The following is a 21,262-nucleotide window of genomic DNA, read 5'->3' on the forward strand; positions in this document are numbered from 1 at the left end:
ATTGTTGAACGTACAGATTACTAAAAAAGCGCGGTCGTCCGTCCCTTTGTCCACATTGATATTCTATGCTTTGATAGCATGGTTTGTCATCGCCTTTCTGATTTATCCGAATCTTAATGTTTATTACGAAATCTTTTTCGGTAAGGGAAATTTTTCATTTGAACCCGTTCAAAAGCTGTTATCCTCCGCTCGTGCCATGAAAAGCTTGTACAACAGCTTTATTTTAGCGATTTCACTTATTTTTACGGTAAACCTTGTAGGGATCTTTTTGGTTCTGGTTGTCGAGTACTTTGATATCAAAGGCGCAAAAATATTAAGGCTTGGCTATTTTACAACTCTCATCTACAGCGGCGTTGTGTTGGTATCCGGTTACAAATTGATTTACGGTGAGACGGGACTTATGACGAAAGTCTTGGCCTTTGTATTTCCTTCCTTTGATACGACGTGGTTTCACGGCTATTGGGCTGTTCTCTTTGTCATGACGTTCGCCTGTACATCCAACCATGTCCTTTTTCTAAGCAATGCTATGCGTAAAGTGGATTTTCAAACGATCGAAGCAGCGAAAAACATGGGGGCATCGCCCTTTTATATTCTGAGACGCGTCGTTCTTCCCGTATTAAAGCCAACTATTTATGCGTTGACGATCCTCCTCTTTCTTACAGGATTAGCTGCAACTTCAGCGCCTCTGATTCTGGGAGGGACGGAATTTCAAACGATTACGCCTATGATTCTTGCCTTCGCCAACAGCACTTATTCCAAAGATTTAGCCGCGTTGCTCGCGCTCGTTCTCGGATTGGCAACCATGGTTTTGCTGTCCATCATGATCCGGTTTGAAAGAAAAGGAAATTTCATGTCGGTATCCAAAGTTAAATCCGAGATGGTTAAGCAAAAAATCATTAATCCGCTTGCGAATGTGCTTACCCATGCCGCAGCCTATCTTCTGTTTCTGATCTATGTCATTCCTGTCATTCTCATTATTGCTTTTTCCTTTACAGATGCCCAAAGCATTGCAAAAGCATCGATTTCCTTTAGCAATTTGACATTGAACAATTACATCCATGTGTTTTCAAGTCTTTCCGCTTTTAAACCTTACCTGGTAAGTGTCTGCTATGCAGCGGCAGCGTCAATTACCGTCGTGGCTTTGGCTTTAATGGCTTCCCGGATATTGCATAAATATAAGAACACCTGGACCAATATGCTGGAGTATTCCCTACTGATCCCGTGGATGCTGCCTTCAACATTAATTGCAATCGGTCTGATTGTCACCTTTGGTACACCTCGGCTAATTATTGGCAATAACGTGTTGGTCGGATCCGTATGGTTGCTGTTCATTGCCTATGTGATCGTCCACATTCCATTTACCCTTCGTATGGTGAAGGCATCCTTCTTCAGTCTTGACAGCAATCTTGAGGATGCTGCCAAAAATTTGGGCGCCAAATCCTTTTATACCTTCAGAAGGGTACTTCTACCCATCATTCTTCCCTCCACGCTGGCTGTCCTTGCTTTGAATTTCAACGGGATATTGGCGGATTATGACCTGACGGTATTTCTATATCACCCTCTGTACCAGCCGTTGGGCATCGTTATCAAAAATAGTACAGACGCAGATGCGGTGGCTGATACAAAAGCGTTGACTCTTGTCTATTCTGTGATTTTGATGATTATGTCTGCCCTTACCTTATATTTTGTATACGGTAGAAGAAGTAAAGGCTAGCATTGAAAATGAAAAAAACTTCCTACTGATATTATCCCCTTATGGTTGACAGTGAAGAAAAGTCCATGGGTACAATGGACTTGAAAGCTGCTAAACTGGAGGGGATTTTTTTATGGCAAAAAAGACCAAAGTAGCCTGATGGGACATCGTTTGTAATCGCTCTCATAAGCCATGTATAATAGGTGCAGGAATATATTGTCAGGAGGTCATTCGTATGCTGCTGCAGCTCCGAAAATATAATAGGAGTGTAATTGTAACATGGATATTCTCTTACTTATCTGTATTGTTGGTTCCTATTGTAATTAGTATAATTCTTTATTCTGCCACGCACAGTCTGGTGGAGAAAGAAATTAATCGGGCAAATGAGCTGCTTCTCACGCAAATCGAATTATCCATTGACAGTAAGTTAAAAGGCTTGGAACAATTAAGTTTGGAAGTTGCTTTAAACAAAAATATAGTCTCTTTCACGAATGTTGAAAAGCCATTATCCGATGATCACTATTTTCAACTGTTCAACATCGCTGAAAATTTAAGAACATATCAGAATGCAAATGACTATATTGAGCAAATCTACGTGATGTACGCTAATAGCGATACCGTTATATCTACGTTTAACCACATCGATTCCCGTGGTCTGCATGCCATGATGAGGCAGCGCCAAGAGACTACCTATGAGGAATGGATCCAGCTATTTGATGGTAAATATGTATACAAGTATTCCCCCATGTTGCTTTGGAACGATGGAAAGCCCACGTCTACGGTAATGTTTGCCCGCTCGCTCATCTTTAATAATCCGATACAGCCCCATCCCATTCTAATTTTCCTGATTAACGTGAATAAGCTGCTGGAAAGCCTTCCGCAATACAATGATTCGAGAGTTTTGATTCTGGATAAAGATAATCACATCATTGCATCGTCCAAAGATAAAGAGAAGCTTCAAGATTACTTGCCTTCTGAGCGTTTGTTTGGGAAAAAGGGTTTGGTTTATGTAGAAATGAATCAAGACAAAGCGGCATTGTCTTACCTTACATCTGAGCTAACGGGTTGGAAATATGTATCGGTTTTGCCGGCAAACATTTTTAATGAAAAGATGGAATATTTGAAAGATATGACAAGATTGAGTATTGCTTTAGGTTTGTTGATTGGCATCATTGTCACCATTATTTTCTTGCAAAAGAATTATTTGCCGATTCAGGTGCTGCTGCAGAACATGACGCAAAAATCAGGGTTTCGTTTCGATGGGAAATCAAATGAATATTCATTTTTACAGAACGCACTTCAGCATACATTTGTTGAGAAAGATGCCATCAGTGACCGATTAAAGCTACATAATAATACGATTAGAGCTCATTTCTTGACACGTTTATTGAAAGGACAATTGGAGAAGAAATTTCCGCTTCAGGAATCTTTCATCGCTCACAACGTTCAATTCCATTCGGATCGGTTTGCGGTGCTGCTTTTCAGCGTGGATGCTTATGGCAAGCTGCAATCAGATGAAGGGCGGGACTCTTTCGGGCAAAATATGCAGATGCTTCACTTTATTCTAAGCAATGTGATTGAGGAGTTGGCCGGAAAGAACGCGACGGTTTATTCAACGGAAGTGAACGAACTGATAGCTTGTATCATTAATTTGAAGCCAACTCTAAGTGAAGAAGAGGAAGTCAAAGAATTAAATCGGATGGCTTCTCAAACGCAAGCATTCATGAAGGAACATATTCATGCCGAAATGACGATTGCTGTGAGCGGTGTTCACAGTGACGTTTATGGAATTTCACAATCGTATCATGAGGCATTGGAAGCGCTAGAGTATCGAATCGTACTTGGGAGTGGACAGCTGATTCCGTACAAGGAAAAAAGTATGGAGTCTGCTCAATCTCAGAGGAATTATTATTATCCTTTAAGCGTTGAACAACAGCTCATTTACTATGTGAAGACTGGCAATTTGCCCAAATCGCAGATGTTGTTAGGGGAGATCTATGAAGCGAATTTCAAGGTCCATCCTGTTTCGGTTGCACTTGCCAAATGTCTTTTGTTTAATCTGGCAAGTACCATGCTCAAAACGCTAGATGAGGTGAGTACGATCAGCAGGCGAAATTTTGAGGCTCATGTCAAAGACGTGGAGTGTTTGTTGAACTGTGACACGATTCAGGAAATGATGATGCATATGAATCGGGTGCTCATGCAGATATGTGAATGGATTCAAACGGAAAAGAAAAATCATCACGCGTATTTGATTAATGATATACGAGAATATATTGAGATGCATTTTCGAGATGTGAATTTGAATATTTCGATGATCGGAGAATCATTTTCGTTAACGCCATCCTACGTGTCCAAAATATTCAAAGAACATACAGGAGAAACATTACTAGATCTCATCAACCAAACGCGATTGACAGCGGCAAAGGCACTTCTTTCCGAGCAAAAACTAACCGTTAACGAAATTGCCGGACGTGTTGGCTATGCAGATGTAAGCACGTTTTTGCGTATATTCAAAAGATTTGAAGGGATGACTCCTGGAAAGTATCAGAAGATCTAACTTTGTTAAAGAGTCCGGAATGGGCTCTTTTTTTTATTTCACATACTTGTTTACAAAATACGATCGATTGAGTTTGTTTTTTACGTATCATACTTGCTTTTGCCTATAAACAAATGAAGCCAAATGAGATTCAATAACCTTGTAACACGAGATAAACTAGAGCTAGAAAATACGGAAAGGAAGTGGTGATCAGGAACATTTCGTGAGACAACATTTTTGTAAGGACTTTCATGTCACGATGATCGATCAGATTAGACTAAAAGGATGGTGTTAGTTATATGAAATTGTCACTTAAGAATGCTTTACAGTTACTGTTATGCGCATTCGTGTTCTTGAGCTTGATTCCTGGATTAGTTGCTGCTGCAGACACCAAATTTACAATTTCAGGGTCCAATGTAACGGCAAGTTCCAATGATGGGAATGTTCCTTCCAATACGGTAGATGGAAATACAGGAACCCGCTGGTCAGCCAGCGGTGATGGCCAATGGATCAAATTTGATCTTGGTTCTAGCGCAACAGTAGCTTATGTCAAAATTGCTTTCTTAAATGGTTCCACACGTACCTCAACTTTCGATATTCAGACTTCTCCGGACAACACGACCTTTACGACCATTCAAGCAAATGTAACAAGCAGCTTGGTAGAAGGCCTGCAAACATTTAATTTTCCTGATGTTGCCTCTGTTAGGTATGTGCGCATCGTCGGGCATGGCAATTCGCAGAACGCTTGGAATAGCTATACGGAGGTAGAGATTTACGGAAATGGAAGTGGAACCCCCGTTGAAGATTCAGTAACGGTTTCCACCCCCGGACAGCTGCAGACTGCGATTAACCAAGCCATTCCAGGCAGGGTCATTTATTTGGAAAACGGCACCTATTCGCAAACGGGCCCTATCAATATTAATGGGATTCACGGTGCGGATGGCAATGAAATTACAATTAAAGCCGTTAATCGCGGGCAAGCCATTCTGGCCGGTGGCGCCTATTTCTATCTTTATCAGTCGTCCTATGTGACGATTTCGGGCTTGAAGTTTACAACTACGACCAGCACAAGCAACAATGCAGTGAAAATGGATGAATCCAACCATATCCGTTTGACACGCAACGAATTTAATCTGAATGAAACCGGGGCTACTAACAACTGGGTGAATATCAGAGGTGTCAATAGCGACAATAACCGGATTGATCGGAATGAATTCAGATCCAAAGCTGATCCGGGGCCCATCATCGCAGTAGATGGAAATGGAACCAACTATATGTCGCGATATACGATTATTGACCTCAACTATTTCTATGACAGCGCGCCGAGGATCACCAACGGGAAAGAGAGTATTCGTCTTGGCTTATCTGGTGTTTCCTTATTAAACGGGAATTCGACAGTTGAGAATAATTTATTTGAGAACAGCGATGGAGATCCGGAAGTTATTTCGGTGAAAAGCAGTAATAACACGATTCGTTACAATACAATTCGTAATTCGCAAGGACAAATAACGGCAAGACATGGGAATAATAATCAATTCTATGGAAATTTCTTCCTGGGTAATGGGACTAAAGCCGGAGTGGGCGGGTTCCGAATCTATGGGACGGATCATCGCATTTATAATAACTACTTCGAAGGTCTGACCACAGACGCTATTAATCTCGATGGAGGAGATTGGGATGGTGGACCCAACTCCACAAACTACGGCAGTGGAGATTTAAGCAAGCATTGGAGAGTGTACCGAGCGCAAGTTGCGAACAACACGATCGTTAACAGCACATTCGGCATCATCATCGGCAGAAGCTATACCTCAGCACCTGTAGATAGTCGAATAGCCAACAACATCGTTCGCAATAGTACGGGGACGCTTTATGAGGAAGTGAAAACATCGAACGCTGTGTTTGAAGGGAATATTGGCTTTGGCAGTACATTAAATAATCGTTCAAGATCATCGTCGGAAATCCTTAATATAACGCCTTCGTTCACAACGATAAATGGATTGCAGAAGTTAACCTCTGGAAGCGCAGCCGTTAATGCCGCTGTCGGCAGCTATCCTTACGTTACAGAGGATATGGATGGTCAAACGCGTTCAACGAATGATATTGGTGCAGATGAATATTTTAGTTCTTCTACTGCCATTGTCCGTGAACCGCTTGTTGCTTCGAATGTAGGGCCTGACAGCCCATAATGTAAAACCTAAACCCGTACTCAAAACCTCGTATTTCCGGTTTTAATGTACGGGTTTAGTTTTTGAATATATACTTTTTCTAATCTTTTAAGCAAAATGAAACATGCAAACCGTTGAATTGTAAGGATCCGTTTAACTATTGAATGGGGGAACCAACATGGAAAGCTTAAGATTACTAGGAAAACATCGCAAGTATGGCGCTGCGGGATTAAGTGTCCTCATGTTTACAAGTATTATACTGGCCGCTTGCTCGGAAAACGGAAGTACTAGCAAGGACGGCGTAAATACGCCCAATGCCGATCCAGCCAAGTCAACAGCAACCTATCCTATGACTACGAAGGAAACGCTAACATCATGGGAAGGAATAAATAACAATGCCATCACGTTTTATCAAAACTTGGCTGAAACTCCTTTTGGCAAGCAGTTGGCGAAAGAAACGGGTGTTGAAGTCAAGTATGTCCATCCGAACGATCAACAACTGAAGGAGCAATTCAATCTCATGATTGTCTCTGAGAAATTGCCGGATGTCATTGAGTACGATTGGACGGGACGAAGCTCGGGGTCTTACCCTGGCGGACCTGAGAAGGCCATAAACGATAAAGTCATTCTGGAACTGAATGATTTGATTGATAAATATGCGCCGAACTTGAAGAAGAAGCTGCAGGAAGATAAGGAGCTCGACAAAATGATCAAAACGGATAGCGGCAAATACTACGTATTTCCGATGATCCGTAACCCTTCCGGACTAGTATTCCGTGGACCAATCATTCGTAAGGATTGGCTGGATGAGCTGCAATTGCCCATTCCTGAGACGATTGATGAATGGGAAACGACTTTAAAGGCATTCCGTGACAAAAAGGGAGCAAAAGCACCATTCAGTGTAACCTATGTCAATGGGAATTTCGAGATTCGAGATGCTTTTATCGGCGCTTATCATACTTCGAACAATTTCTACCTCGATGACTCAGGTAAAGTCAAGTTTGGACCCGTCGATCCTCAATATAAGGATTTCCTAGCCCTTTTCCGGAAATGGTATTCAGAGGGCTTGTTTGATAAAGATTTTGCGCTGACAGATGGGAAAGCTCTGGATACGAAAATACTTGGCGGTCAAACCGGAGCAACTGTTGGCCTCCTGAGTGGAGGCCTGGGAAAATGGCTGGATGCTATGAAAACGAAGGATCCGAAGTTCAATTTGGTAGGCTCACCTTATCCAACCCTTAAAAAAGGGGAGAAGCCTTTTACAGGGCAGAGAGATTTTAAGTATAATCCAGGTCCTAGCAAAGCGGTTTCGGCAACTACGAAAAATCCGGAACTGGCTGTTCGTTGGCTGGATTATGCTTACAGCACGAAAGGCGGTCTATTGTTCAACTTTGGCGTCGAGGGCGAAAGCTATGTCATGAAAGACGGAAAGCCTTCGTATACAGATCAGATCGTGAAAAATGATAAGTATAGCTTGCAGCAAATGGTCGCGCAGTTTACTAAGCCGAACGGTCCATATGAAGCCGATGAACGTCGAAACTGGAATACGTATCCTCAGCAAGATGAAGCGGTTAAATTGTGGTCGAATACCGATGCGGCTAAACACACAATACCAGCATTTCTTACGCCAACTGCGGAAGAAAGCAAAGAGCTCGGTAAAATCATTAACGATGTAAGCAATTATAAGGAAGAAATGTTTGCAAAGTTTATTATGGGCAAGGAACCACTTGAGAATTATGGCAAATATGTGGAACAAATTAAAAAGCTAGGCATTGATCGCGCCGTAGAGATTTATCAGAATTCGCTTGATCGGTATAACAAGAGATAGAAAGGTGGTATTTCAGTGAAAACAAATTCATTCCCGGGATGGGGGATGATGAATGACATTCGGAAAAATAAGCTGCTCTATCTCATGCTAGCTCCTGTGATTTTATTTTTTTCGCTTTTTCACTATATTCCCATGTATGGCGCAATCATTGCCTTTAAGGATTTCTCTCCGAGACTTGGCATTATAGGAAGCCCGTGGGCTGGATTCGAGCATTTTAAAGTTTTTTTCGAAGGTATTTACTTCTGGCGTACGCTTAAAAATACGATTCTTATCAGCTTGTATGATCTCGTTTTTGGATTTCCTGCACCGATCATCCTGGCTCTGCTGCTTAACGAAGTTAAGAAAACGATCTTTAAACGATCTATCCAAACGATTACCTATATGCCGCATTTCGTCTCACTCGTCGTCGTATGCGGAATGATCAAGGAATTCACCGTAAGCGGGGGATTAATCAATGATTTTATAGCTTTTTTGGGCGGGGAGAGACTCTCCCTGCTGCTTGAATCCCAGTTTTTCCGTACGATTTATGTCTCGTCGGGGGTGTGGCAGCATATTGGATGGGGAACTATTATTTATCTAGCGGCATTGGCTGGCATTGATACAGAGCAGTATGAGGCTGCGAAGATCGACGGCGCAGGACGTTGGAAGCAAATGCGCCATGTCACGCTACCGGGAATCATGCCTACGATTGTCATTTTATTGATTCTTGAGATGGGCCGTATGCTGAGTGTGGGGACAGAAAAAGTTATTTTGCTTTATAATCCTACCATTTATGAAACCGCTGATGTTATTAGCTCCTATGTATATCGAGTTGGGCTTCAGGAATTCAATTACAGCTTCAGCTCGGCCGTTGGTTTATTCAATTCGGCCATTAATTTCACCCTTGTTGTCGGGTCCAACTGGTTGAGCCGCAAGCTGAACGATACCAGCCTGTGGTAGAGGGGGGATGAATATGTATCGCAAATCAGTCGGTGAGTGGACTTTCGATATCGGAAACTACACGCTATTGTCACTGCTTGCTGTCGCCACAATGTATCCTATTGTGTATGTCCTATTTGCATCTTTAAGCGACCCTACGCTGTACATGCAGCATAGCGGAATTCTTTGGAAGCCGCTTGATTTTAATCTTAAGGCATACAAGCTTGTATTTCAAAATGGAACGATCATGAACGGCTATGTCAATACGATGATCATTGTTGTCGTGGGATTATGTTTGAACATACTCCTCACTTCTCTGGGCGCGTACGCTTTGTCTCGTAAATGTCTGGGCTATCGCAAGCCCCTCATGCTATATATTATATTTACAATGTTTTTCAGCGGAGGAATGATACCCTTTTATTTTACGGTTAAGGGGCTGGGTTTGGCTAATTCATTATGGGCATTGATTATTCCGCAAGCAGTTTCAGCGTTCAATCTTATTCTTATGAAAACAGCGTTTGAAGCGATACCAGATAGTCTGGAAGAATCGGCGAAGATGGATGGGGCTAATGAATTTGTTATTTTGTTTCGGATCATGCTCCCGCTTTGTATGCCTGTCGTGGCTGTTATGTTGCTGTACTACGGGGTGAGTCACTGGAACGCTTGGTTTAACGCTCTCATTTTTATACAAGATCGCTCTCTTTACCCGCTTCAGCTTGTGCTCAGAGAGCTTCTGCTGCAGAACGAAGCAAGCTCCATGGCAAGCGGTTCGGGTGCAGGAGACGTTTCGATATTAGGGGAAACCCTGAAGCATGCTACCATTATCGTTGCCACAATGCCGATTCTTATGGTCTATCCCTACCTGCAGAAATATTTTGTGAAAGGCGCATTAATTGGGGCTATTAAAGGATAAAAAGGAGAAGATCACATTCATGGAAAAGCCAATAATAATTGATCCTGCATCTATCGATCTTTGGTGGAAAGGAGTACAGAACAAGGTTGATACTATGCTGAGCCGAGGTATTGAACTAGCGCCGCATGCAGCCCAATCAGGGGCATATGATGGCTTGAAGCTTGATCAGTGGATCTCCGGATTCTGGCCGGGGATGCTGTGGATTCTTTATGATTTGACCGCCGAAGAACGCTATAAGCTTTCTGCCTGGGAGTGGGACACACGGATGGAACGTCATCTGCTGGAAGACAACCATTTTCATCATGATGTGGGGTTCCAGTATTTGCCCACATCTGTCCTCAAGTACAAACTGACCGGAGATATGGACGGACGACGCCGGGGACTTGCGGCAGCCAATTTTCTGGCTGGTCGATTTAATCTGGCCGGGCAGTTTCTTAGGGCCTGGAATCGTGATTTGACTGGCTGGGCTATCATCGATTGCATGATGAACTTGTCAATCTTGTTCTGGGCTTCCGAAGAACTGCAAGACCCGCGATTTTCTCAAATCGCGTGTGCCCATGCAGATACGGTTATCAAGCATATGATCCGTGGCGATGGATCGACTTGTCATATTGCTGTATTCGATCCGATAACTGGGGAATTGCTGGAGCACATGGGCGGGCAAGGCTTTGCACAGGATTCCTGCTGGTCTAGGGGGAATGCTTGGGCGTTGTACGGTATGACAAACACATATCGTTATACCAAGAAGGAGAAATACCTGCATGCTGCACAGCAGGTAGCTCATCATTTCCTTAGCTCGCTGCCAGAAGAAATGGTGCCGCCTTGGGACTTCCGCGTACCGAATGCAAGCGGGGCGCCAAGAGATACTTCTGCTGCAAGTATTGCGGCGTCGGGTTTGCTTGAACTTGCCGAAGTCGTTCAAGCTGAGGATGCCAATAAGTACCGCTCAGCTGCTGAGCGCATCTTGAAATCCTTATCGGAGAGATATACTGCCTTCGATGAACCGCAGCATGAGGGCATTCTCCGTGGGGGAACGGGGCATAAACCGGCTGAGACGAATGTGAATGTATCGTTGATTTACGGTGACTACTATTATGTTGAAGCTCTTGCCAAGCTGCAAGGTTGGAAGCATCGTGTGTTCTAAGCATGCAAGCGAATGTCAGAGTATTATGGAGGGGTTAGGATATGGGGGATCATGTGGATGTGCGGCCGAAGCTGAAATACATAAAGGTTAGCACGGCTGCAGAATTGCAGATGGCATTGGATGAAGCGGTCGCAGGAAGCGTCATTGAGCTAAAAAACGGTATCTATGAACAAAGCGGTCCATTCGTTGTAAAGGATAAGCATGGTTCGGACGGCATGCCGATACGGATTGAGGCTGCTAACTTGGGAATGGCCATTATCTCAGGCGATAGCTATATGCACATAGAGAATTCAAGTTATATCGAAGTATCGGGGCTATTGATCCATAGTGGGATCGGCTCTTCCTCCAGCGAACAGTCGCTTAGTGATAGAGGTCTATCGCACCGTATCTTGCAAGGTGTACATCCAGGAATTCAACTGCAGAGCTCTAGCCGAATTTCTATTCTTCGCAATACGTTTGCCTTGAATGAGACCGGCCAGCCTTATCGTTTCCTCACGAATAAGGGTCCAGTATGGGGGTTGTATGGCGTCGAAAACAGCTGCCGTTATGGCAGCAGCTATGATCCGAATGGAGCCGTTTATAGCGGTCCGACCCCTTATGAAGATTCTAAACTGATCACCGACAATGGAACGCACCGCCATTATATCAGAGTGGAGGGAGTGAGCAGCTACAACCGGATTGCTTACAATGAAATTGGGCCCAAGAGAGGCTTTGGCGCTGTTATTATTTATGATGGAGAGGGGCATGGCGGACGAACGATCTCGCAGCATGATTTGATTGAATATAATCATTTCCATGGGATTGGCCCGCGTGTTACGAACGGATTAGAGGCGATACGGCTCGGTTTATCAAGCCTCTCATTAGCACCTGGGTACGTAACGATCCAGTACAATTTGTTTGACGGTTTTGATGGCGAGGATGAGATTATTTCTGTGAAGAGCAGCGACAACATCATCCGCTACAATACGACTCGGAATTCGTACGGGGGATTCGTCGCTCGACACGGTAATCGCAATAGCTTTTACGGCAACTTCTTCTTCGGTGACGGGGAAAAGCCGGGAATGAGGGGCTTTCGCATCTATGGCAACGATCACAAAATTTATGACAACTATATGGAAGGCTTGACGGATCAGGTGATAAGACTTGATGGCGGATCACATGATGGAGGAGCTGATGGAACCTTAAATCCTACTGTAAAGTGGATAAGTGGAGATGAGGAAAAGTCTGCGGTTCTAGAGGATCTTTCGCAAGAGGAGCGAACAGCGCTTCTGCGTGGGCATTGGCGGCAATATAATGTCCAGGTGTTCAATAATACGCTGGTGAACATGGGTAATAACACAAATTGCCTTGTTCTGGGTGGAAAAACCTACCAACCCGTGGGTACCAGGGTGTATAACAACTTGATTGTCAGCCATACTGGAACGATGATAGTTGAGACAAGTGCTGTTCAGCAGGCTGCGGCAAGCGAGCGACCCAATTATTTCGACAACAAGATGGATGGCCTTGCCATTATTTCTAACAATATCGCTGTTGCGGGCACAATGCAGAAGGAAGATATCCAATTAGTTCGCAGTAAAGACGGTTTGATCCGAATGTCTGAACGAAATCAAGCCATTGGCGCTGTTGAATACGTTCCCGATAATATTTCGGTGATAAAACCGCTCATTGTTGATGATGTAGGTCCACGAGCTAGTCAAGCCGACTAATAAACTGGATCAAATAAGCTTTTTTTCAGCCAATATGCACATAGACAGACCGTTCGGTAGGCTTACCGAATGGTCTATTTTCATTTACATGCCCATTCGGATTATTAAGGGCAAGGAATTTGCGATTTTGATGACTTTGTTTAGGTTTTAATGGGTATCCAGGATAACGGGAATCGGAAAATAATAAAGGTGGTTAACATTTTAAACAGGGGGGCAAGCGAATGGCCAGAATTTTTATTGTTGACGATGAACCTATCATCGGGATTGGCCTCAAAACGTTAATTTGGGAATATAAACGGTTTAGTGAGATCGATACGTTTACAGACGGTGTGTCAGCGTTGTCGAGCATCATGGCTAACCCTCCTGACGTTGTGTTGACTGATATTCGGATGCCTCGTATGGACGGTCTGGAGCTATGCCGGAATATTCAGCAGCTAAAGCTCTTCACCAAAGTCGTTGTGCTTTCGGGATACGGGGATTTTGCGTATGCACAAAAATGTATGTCGTACGGCGTACAGGAATATTTGCTGAAGCCTATTACAGAAATCGAGCTTTTTCCGGTGCTGGATAAAATGCTCGCCATGCGGGAAGCGGCGCTTATTTCCTTCACCCTTTTTGAACAATGGATCGATCATTTGGAGGAAGCGGTTTGGATGTTGGACAAGGTTCGGGCTAATCAATTGCTTGAGGAGGGAAAGCGGGAGTTGTTCGCCGCCCAAACGGACATTCAGCAGTACCAGCGGGTATACGACGCTGTCACGCTACTGCTCAAGAAACTGAATGCCAGAGGGGCGTACAGGATCGAAGTGAAGCCGCTTTTCGAGGAGAACACGGTCATCACGATTACGTATGAATGGTTTCAGGCAGAAGTAGGAATATGGATACAGCGACTGAGCGAGTATCGCAATCATGAAAGAATCAATGTTTTGGAGGCGGCTATCCAGTACATCGATGAGCATCTTTTCGAGGAGGAGCTTTCGCTGGACATGGTTGCTGGGAGGCTAGGTGTAACACCGACCTATTTCAGCCATTATTTTAAGAAAAATACGAACGAGACCTTCGTGCAATACCGGATGCGCAAACGAATCGATAAAGCCAAACAACTGCTTGCCGTTCCGCACTACAAAATCATCGACATTGGAACCGAGGTCGGTTACGATAGCTACCCCCACTTTTCCAGAGTATTTAAAAAGGCGACGGGCTATTCCCCTACCGAATATCGCGGGCTGCTCGGGATCAGGTAATGAAAAACAGCCTGGTACGCAAGGTTTACATTTACTTTGTCATTATTATCGCGCTGACTTTGGTGACGGTGGGGGTTACCGGTTATTGGCGGTCGTCTAACGAATTGGAGAATCAGTATGAAGGGCTGCTGACTCAAATCGTTGATAATGTTTTGCATGAAACCGATTTATTTTTGAAAAGTTACGAGAGGGCAACAGTCTCTATTCTGATTTCTCCTGTCGTGAAAGAGGCTCTTGATCTTCCAAGCAATTCAACTCCTGGCTTTTATACATCCGAAATTGCCATGAAGGGGGTATTTCAACCTGTTCTCATCAACAACCCGGAAATATCAATGACGTACATTATCGGTTATAACGGGTTCCAGGCAACGGATTTCAATATCCACATTGTTCCTTTTAATTACAAAGGCTTTGAAGAATATGTCGAACAGATGAAGGAAGACGATGATATAAACGGGAAGCTGACGATTCAGGATTCCGGATTTCTAGATGGTCATCTCACACTTATTCGCAAATTAGCGGACCGAACCTCATCGAAATCATTTAAAGGCATTATGGGTTTCGAACTAAAGATAGGAGAGCTGAACACGCTCTGGAAGGGCATAAAACTCGGACAATCCGGGTATTTTTTTATCGTCAACGATCGCGGGAAAATCTTATACCATCCGGATCCGAGCCGGATCGGCAAACAGCTTGACGGTATGCATTTCAATACGGTTGAAGCCAATAAAGACCAAATATTTGAATTGCCCGGAGAACCGGGGCGGGTTTTCTTTAGTCGAAAGTCTGACTACTCCGGATGGACGCTGGTGGCAAGCATGTCGGTTGCTGAGCAGAGCAAGCCGATTTCAGATTTGCGGCAAACAACGCTGCTCGTAGGTATCTTTACATTGATTTTGGCCTTATTTCTTGCTTATCGTTTCGGTCAATCTATCGTTCATCCAGTTCGACTCCTGGAAAACGGGATGCGTCAGACGGCCAAAGGCCAGTGGACCCGAGTACCTCTGACCGGAAGCCGTGATGAGATGGATCAGCTTATTACCAGCTACAATACGATGGTCACCCGGCTGGAAGAGCTTGTCGAGCGGGTTTACGAGACCGAGCTGCGCAATCAGGACAATTTAATGAAACGGCAACTGGCCGAATTTCAATCGCTGCAATTACAGATTAATCCGCACTTCTTGTACAACACGCTGGAAATTATTATTTGTTACGCCGTTATCCAGAAATCAAGCGAGATCAAAGACATCGTTCGTTCTCTGTCATATATGCTGCGCTATTCCATACGCACCGATTTGGAGGAAATTACGGTAGCCAACGAGCTTAAACACATTCTGTATTTTATGTCTATTATGAAATACCGCAACCAGCGCGAATTTGAAATTGATGTTCGCATCAGTACGGATTATTTGCTGGACAGTATGGTTCGCTTGACGCTGCAGCCCTTGGTCGAAAATGTGTTTAAGCATGCGTTTCCCTATGGGATCGAGGATACTCACACGATTATTATTGACGCCTGGAAGGATGAAACGGATTTTTATGTCATCGTTGAAGATAATGGCTGCGGTATTGATGCGGAATCCCTTCTGCAATTAAACATACGACTCATGAACAGCCGGGAGGAGAGGTTGCTGGATACACAACCAACATTCGAAGGCAGCATCGGGCTGCTCAATGTGCATAATCGGATTCAGATGGTGTTCGGAGAGCAGTATGGACTTTCGATACAAAGCGACCTGGGTGTAGGTACGAAGGTTACGATTCGCATGCCGTCGTCCAGCGCAAAAAAAGTCATGCCGGTGTAAAACAGCACAATGCTCGGCTGTCCCTATTTTTTGTATGCTACATATAGGAAAGACATCAAACATACCGAGTCATGGACATCGAGAGAGGGAGGGATTTATGGAAGTTTCGGCTAGCAAGAGCAATATGTTGTCTACAACTGTCGGTAAAAAGGAAAGTTACTTGTCTAGACTGAAGAAGAACGCATCCAGCCATTGGCAGCTCTACCTGTTTATGCTGCTGCCGATTATTTATTTGCTCATATTCAAGTACGTGCCGATGTATGGGGCTTTGATTGCGTTCAAAAATTATCTTCCGACTAAAGGGGTATGGGGCAGCGAATGGGTAGGTCTGAAGCATTTCGATCGTTTTTTCCATTCGTATGAGTTTGTTCGGATTATGAAAAATACGGTCCTGCTCAGCATCTATAGTTTACTTGCAGGGTTTCCGTTCCCAATCATTCTTGCGCTTTCCTTGAATTACGTAAACGCTCGTTTCTTTAAGAAAACCGTGCAAATGATCACTTACGCACCGCATTTTATTTCCGTAGTCGTTATGGTAGGCATCATTCTGCAAATGATGGACCCACGGGTTGGCCTGATTCAAACGATTATGAAATATTTCGGATTGCCGACAATCAATTTCATGGGCATACCCGAATGGTTTTCACACGTTTTTGTCTGGTCCGGTATTTGGCAAAACGTTGGTTTTTCCTGCATCATCTACTTGGCAGCGCTTGCAGCTGTCGATCCTTCGCTGCACGAGGCAGCTGTTGTGGATGGAGCCAATAAAGTGCAGCGAATGTGGCACGTCGACTTGCCGGGTATTATGCCGGTTGCCGTTATCTTGCTCATCATGAACACCGGCCATGTGCTGGACATAGGCTTCGAAAAGGTATTGCTGATGCAGAATCCGCTGAATATGAGCTCATCTGAGGTGATCGATACTTTTGTGTACAAGGTCGGCTTGGCATCAACAGCTATCAACTATTCCTACTCATCTGCCATTGGATTGTTTAAATCAGTCATTAATTTGGTCCTGCTGGTTACCGTCAATCGGATAGCCAGAAAGTTGGGGCAAACCAGTCTGTGGTAATAAGGGGGCATGTCTATGACGGGAAGCATTAAAGAAAGTGCGGATGACAGGCTTTTTACAATTCTGAATTACATCATCCTATTCATTTTTACGATTACGATTCTTTATCCTCTGGTTTATATTGTTAGCGCTTCCTTCAGCTCATCCACAGCGGTTATTTCCGGTAAAGTCTGGTTGTATCCGGTAGAGCCGACGTTAGCGGGTTATGAGGCGGTATTTAAGCATCGTTTAATTATGTCTAGCTTTTTGAATTCGGTCTTTTATACCGTAGTGGGAACGACGATCAATGTGCTCTTTACACTCATTGCGGCTTATCCGCTTTCGAGAAAAGATTTTATGCCACGTAATAGCATTATGGCTTTGTTTGTATTCACAATGATGTTTTCAGGCGGATTGATCCCGTCTTACCTGGTTGTGAAAGAGCTGGGTATGATCGACACTAGGTGGTCTTTAATTATTCCGGGAGCGCTTGCCGTTATGAATATGATCATTGCCCGTACGTATTTTCAAACAACCATTCCGGATGAATTGCTTGAAGCCGCTCAAATGGATGGATGCAGTGATTTTACGTTTGTGCGGAAAATCGTGCTTCCTTTGTCAGGTCCGATCATAGCTGTTATCTCCTTGTTTTACGCAGTCGGACATTGGAACCAATATTTTAACGCACTGCTTTATGTAAAACATCAGGAGTTGTACCCGATTCAATTGGTATTAAGGGATATTTTGGTGCAAAACGAGGTCGATGCGTCGATGATAACCGACGTTGCCGATCAAGCAGCAAGGGATGGCCTGCGGGAGCTGTTGAAATTTTCCCTTATCGTCGTGTCTACGCTGCCCGTGCTCATCATCTATCCATTCATACAAAGGCATTTTGTCAAAGGCATGATGATTGGATCACTCAAAGGCTAAAGGGGGTTTTTACATGAAAAAAGGTTTAACAGCTTTAGTAGCGGTTACCGCTTCTCTAGCGCTTCTAAGCGCATGTGCGGACAGCGGACAAAAGGGAGCAGATCCAAAGACGGAAGCAGGCAGTGACGATCAAGTAACAGTAGCAGGTGTATTCCCGATCACGAAAGAGAAGACGACGCTAAGGGTCATGGTCAAAGGATCCAGCATTGTCGAAAACTTTGCAACGAATGAGTTCACCAAGTGGCTGGAGGAGAAAACGAACATTCACATCGATTGGGAAGTCGCTCCGGAAAAAACATTTGCAGAGAAGCTTAACGTTTCACTCGCAAGCGGCGATTATCCGGACGTGCTGCTTAATATGAGCGTATCGCCGATTCAGCAGTCGATTTACGGTAAGGATGGCGTATTTATTCCGCTGAACCCGTATATTGACAAATACGGCGTGGAAATGAAAAAGATGTTCGAGCAGGTTTCCTATGTCAAAGATTTGATTACCATGCCTGACGGCAAAATTTATTCGGTCCCTCAGGTGAATGATTGCTACCACTGCTCACTTGGTCAAAAGATGTGGATTTATCAACCATGGCTAGATAAGCTCGGTTTAAAAATGCCGGAAACGACTGACGAGTTTTATCAAGTGCTAAAAGCATTTAAAGAAAAAGATCCGAACGGAAACGGGAAGGCAGATGAGATCCCGCTTGTCGGCGCTACGAATGGCCCATCATCTACGTTGGACCTTTTTCTAACCAGCGCTTTTATCGAGAAAGATTTCAACCTGCGCTTTGTTAAGGATGGTAAGGTTCAAGTTGCCTATAATCAACCGGAGTGGAAGGAAGCTTTGACATATATGCATAAACTGTTTGCTGAAGGTTTAATCTCTCCGCAAACGTTTACACAAGACAGAAACCAGCTGAAACAAATGGGCATGAACCCGGAAATCCCGATCGCCGGAGCTATTGCCTCACAAAACCAAACGGTATTTGTCGAAGTCGATAACCCGAGATTCAAAGACTTCGTATCCGTACCTCCGCTCAAAGGACCGTCAGGTGTACGTTCAACTGCGTATAATCCTTACGCGGTATCTGCTGGTCAATACGTCATTACCAATAAGGCCAAAAATCCCGCTGCCGCATTCCGTATGGCTGACCTGCTGCTTTCGGAAGAAGCGACTCTGCGCAGCACGCAGGGCCGTCCTGATCAGGAGTGGGTGCGTCCTGCGGAAGGAGAGCTTGGCGTTAACGGGAAGCAAGCGAAATGGAAACCGATCGCCACGTTTGGCAAGCTGCAAAATATTCACTGGGCGCAGGCGGGGCCGTCGCTGCGAACCAACGACTTGCGATTAAGCGTGGCAGCAGATCCGAAAAATTCGCTGGAACTTATTTTGTATAAGGAAACTAAAAAATACGAGCCTTTCAAAACCGACCCGAGCAAAATTGTGCCGCCATTGTTCTTCACCAACGAACAAGCGGAGGAGCTCTCTACCCTTGAGAAGACGCTTACGGACTACAGAGCTGAATTTTTTGCGAAAACAGTTACAGGCTCGCTGGACATTGACAAGGAGTGGAACAACTATTTGAGCACTTTGGACAAAATGAACATTAAACGCTACCTGGAAATTTATCAACAAGCCTATACCCAGTTTAAAACAAAAAAGTAGCCGCATCCGGAAGCATTTCTGTCTCGTGAGAGTGAGGTACAAGATGAAAGAGAAGAACTTAAAGAAGCTTTCAGCCGAAAGACCTAATGTCGTATTTATCATAGCGGACGATCATCGTGGTGAAGCCATTCGAGCATTCGGCGATGAAACCGTGCAGACGCCGGTATTGGATTCGCTGGTTGCTAGCGGGACAGCTTGTCGTAACACGCATATATTCGGTGGCCTGACCGGAGCGGTTTGCGCGCCTAGCAGAGCGTGCGTAAATACGGGAATTCCTATCTTCCGGGCGATGATCGGCAAGGATATGATGATCCGGGAGCATTCGAGCGTCATTCGTCCGGATGTTCGGCTAATGCCGCAAACGATGCAGGGTGCCGGGTACCTGACGCATGCGATCGGCAAATGGCATAACGACAAGGCAAGCTTCGCCCGAAGTTTTGAAGGAGGAGATAAGCTAACTTTTCACGGAATGAGCGAGCATACAAAGGTTCCTGTGTACGATTATGATCTGACTGGGGCTTATCCGAAGGAACAGGAATATATCGAACGGACGTTCTCGACGGAGTTGTTTACGAGCGTCGCCGTCGAATTTATTGAGGATTACCGGGAGGATCGGCCGTTTTTCCTGTATGTGGCTTATACAGCGCCGCATGATCCCCGAACCGCGCCGGAGCCGTATGCTAGCATGTACGACAAATCCGACATTCCGCTACCTCCGAACTTTATGAGGGAGCATCCATTCGATACCGGCGATATGGCGGGTCGGGACGAGAAACTTGCACGATGGCCGAGGGACGAGGGCGAAATTCGTGAACATATTGCCGATTACTATGCGATGATAAGCCATTTGGACGCGCAAATCGGTAGAGTCGTCGAAGCGCTGAAGGCTAAAGGCATTTATGAAGATACACTCATCGTGTATACAGCGGATCATGGCTTGGCGGTCGGGCAACACGGACTGATGGGCAAACAGAACCTTTATGAGCACAGCGTGCGCATACCGCTTATATTCCGGGGGCCAGGCGTGCCGGAGGGCAAGCAGGAACATGCGCTGGCAAGCAATATTGATATTTTTCCCACCGTTGCAGGGCTATGCGGCGTCGATCTGCCGGAGGAAACGGAAGGCATAAGTCTGTGTCCCATCTTTGCTGGGGAAATTGATGGCGTTCGCGGTATCGTGGGCTCGGTATATCGAGATGTCCAGCGGATGGTAACGGACGGAAGATGGAAGCTGATCCGTTATTATCGCTCGCCAGAAACGAACACAGGAACGGAACGAATCCAGTTGTTCGATCTGCGGAGCGATCCTTGGGAAACGCAAGATTTGTCGGCAGAGCCGGCAAATGCCGGGATCATCGAACGGCTTGCTTCCGAATTGGCTTCATGGATGCAAGCTAGCGGCGATATTTTGCAGGATAAGCCGGTGCTTCCTGTAACATCCTTGGCTTGAGCCAAGAGCCTTATCTCATAAAGAGTCGCGAAAATCGCGACTTTTTATGAGATAAGCGTATGTTTTGGAGTGAGCGAGGAGCTCCTAGCTGCCTCGTGCGGAGATAAGGGAACTACAGTGCGCTATTCCAGCCAAAAGTGTCAATATTTCGAGGTTGGGGGAACTACAGTGCGCTATTCCAGCCAAAAGTGTCAATATAGCTAGGTTAAGGGAACTACA

The 21,262-nt window shown here is 44.8% G+C and carries 14 protein-coding genes; all 14 read left to right on the forward strand.

What is annotated here, in order from left to right:
* Positions 1-4 precede the first annotated feature (4 nt).
* The 14 genes from GC102_RS06280 to GC102_RS06345 all read left to right on the forward strand — a co-directional run bounded on the left by GC102_RS06280 (position 5) and on the right by GC102_RS06345 (position 21,043).
* Entirely contained in the window at positions 5-1,714 is a 1,710-nt protein-coding gene (locus GC102_RS06280) for an ABC transporter permease (protein WP_376769349.1), read from the forward strand.
* A 214-nt stretch (positions 1,715-1,928) separates the two neighbouring features.
* The gene (locus GC102_RS06285) at positions 1,929-4,253 is read left to right on the forward strand and encodes a helix-turn-helix domain-containing protein (protein ID WP_171688692.1); all 2,325 of its coding nucleotides are present in this window, start codon (positions 1,929-1,931) and stop codon (positions 4,251-4,253) included.
* A 278-nt stretch (positions 4,254-4,531) separates the two neighbouring features.
* Positions 4,532-6,418: a chondroitinase-B domain-containing protein gene (locus tag GC102_RS06290; RefSeq protein ID WP_171688693.1), complete on the forward strand. Its 1,887-nt coding sequence runs from the start codon at positions 4,532-4,534 to the stop codon at positions 6,416-6,418.
* Positions 6,419-6,575: 157 nt separating this feature from the next.
* Positions 6,576-8,225: an extracellular solute-binding protein gene (locus GC102_RS06295; protein ID WP_171688694.1), complete on the forward strand. Its 1,650-nt coding sequence runs from the start codon at positions 6,576-6,578 to the stop codon at positions 8,223-8,225.
* A 45-nt stretch (positions 8,226-8,270) separates the two neighbouring features.
* On the forward strand, positions 8,271-9,164 hold the full coding sequence (locus GC102_RS06300) for an ABC transporter permease (RefSeq protein WP_171688804.1): 894 nt from the start codon (positions 8,271-8,273) through the stop codon (positions 9,162-9,164).
* Between the two features lie 13 nt (positions 9,165-9,177).
* The gene (locus tag GC102_RS06305; RefSeq protein WP_171688695.1) at positions 9,178-10,056 is read left to right on the forward strand and encodes a carbohydrate ABC transporter permease; all 879 of its coding nucleotides are present in this window, start codon (positions 9,178-9,180) and stop codon (positions 10,054-10,056) included.
* A gap of 19 nt (positions 10,057-10,075) precedes the next feature.
* Positions 10,076-11,200: a glycoside hydrolase family 88 protein gene (locus GC102_RS06310; RefSeq protein WP_171688696.1), complete on the forward strand. Its 1,125-nt coding sequence runs from the start codon at positions 10,076-10,078 to the stop codon at positions 11,198-11,200.
* A gap of 41 nt (positions 11,201-11,241) precedes the next feature.
* Complete coding sequence (locus GC102_RS06315; protein ID WP_171688697.1) at positions 11,242-12,906, forward strand: polysaccharide lyase 6 family protein; 1,665 nt, start codon at positions 11,242-11,244, stop codon at positions 12,904-12,906.
* A 221-nt stretch (positions 12,907-13,127) separates the two neighbouring features.
* On the forward strand, positions 13,128-14,150 hold the full coding sequence (locus GC102_RS06320; protein ID WP_171688698.1) for a response regulator: 1,023 nt from the start codon (positions 13,128-13,130) through the stop codon (positions 14,148-14,150).
* Positions 14,150-15,955 (forward strand): cache domain-containing sensor histidine kinase, encoded by a 1,806-nt coding sequence (locus GC102_RS06325; RefSeq protein WP_171688699.1) that lies wholly within the window; start codon positions 14,150-14,152, stop codon positions 15,953-15,955. The genes GC102_RS06320 and GC102_RS06325 overlap by 1 nt, the downstream gene beginning before the upstream one ends.
* A gap of 97 nt (positions 15,956-16,052) precedes the next feature.
* Positions 16,053-17,027, forward strand: a complete 975-nt coding sequence (locus GC102_RS06330) for an ABC transporter permease (protein WP_171688700.1) — start codon at positions 16,053-16,055, stop codon at positions 17,025-17,027.
* A gap of 9 nt (positions 17,028-17,036) precedes the next feature.
* A complete protein-coding gene (locus GC102_RS06335) occupies positions 17,037-17,936 on the forward strand; it encodes a carbohydrate ABC transporter permease (RefSeq protein WP_171688701.1) in 900 nt (299 codons plus the stop codon).
* Between the two features lie 13 nt (positions 17,937-17,949).
* Entirely contained in the window at positions 17,950-19,593 is a 1,644-nt protein-coding gene (locus GC102_RS06340) for an ABC transporter substrate-binding protein (protein WP_171688702.1), read from the forward strand.
* 43 nt (positions 19,594-19,636) lie between these two features.
* Entirely contained in the window at positions 19,637-21,043 is a 1,407-nt protein-coding gene (locus GC102_RS06345; protein WP_171688703.1) for a sulfatase family protein, read from the forward strand.
* Positions 21,044-21,262: the final 219 nt, after the last annotated feature.

Source organism: Paenibacillus germinis (genome assembly GCF_013141785.1).
GTDB classification, from domain to species: Bacteria; Bacillota; Bacilli; order Paenibacillales; family NBRC-103111; genus Paenibacillus_E; species Paenibacillus_E phytorum.